We start from the raw sequence: 518 nt of genomic DNA, 5'->3' as shown, positions 1-518 counted from the left end.
CTGCAAAGGTAATGCTTTTTCGTGAACGGTAACGGAATGTGTGCCGATTTTGCCGCCGGATGGAAAAAGCGTCGTATCTTTGTCCGCCCGGGTGCCTTTCGCAGGGCTGTGGAAAGCGGTGCTTGCAGGGCATTTGTGGGACACTTGCACGGCTCGCGAGCGACACTTGCACGGCTCACGAGCGACACTTGTGTGGCTCACGAGCAACACTTGCACGGCTCGCGCCGGATTTATGCCGAATGCTATCGGGTTGATTATCAGCGATTCACACAAAACCGTTCAAAGGGCATTACAAAGCCGCCGGGTTTGGGTTGAAAACTCGCCGTGTTTTGACCGGAAACCCGTGGAGTTTTGGCTGAAAAGCCGTGGGGTTTTGACCGAAAAGTTGAGGCGTTTTGACAAGAAAACCGAGGAGTTTTTGATGGAACAACCGTTGAATAACGATAGAATAATGAAGGAACAAGTATTACTGGGCATGAGTGGCGGGACGGACAGCTCCGTGGCCGCCATGCTTTTGC

1 protein-coding gene is annotated in these 518 nt (G+C 52.7%); it reads left to right on the top strand.

Translation table 11 applies throughout. The features are described from left to right. Positions 1-232: 232 nt before the first annotated feature. Positions 233-518, top strand: a 286-nt coding sequence (locus tag QVP67_RS12095; RefSeq protein ID WP_288180170.1) for a hypothetical protein, incomplete at its 3' end; no start/stop codon positions are given.

It is taken from the genome of Bacteroides sp. CAG:633, assembly GCF_000435115.1.
GTDB classification, from domain to species: domain Bacteria; phylum Bacteroidota; class Bacteroidia; order Bacteroidales; family Bacteroidaceae; genus Bacteroides; species Bacteroides ndongoniae.
Note: the sequence above shows the minus strand (reverse complement) of the source record. Positions and strands in the feature narration are given on the sequence as shown.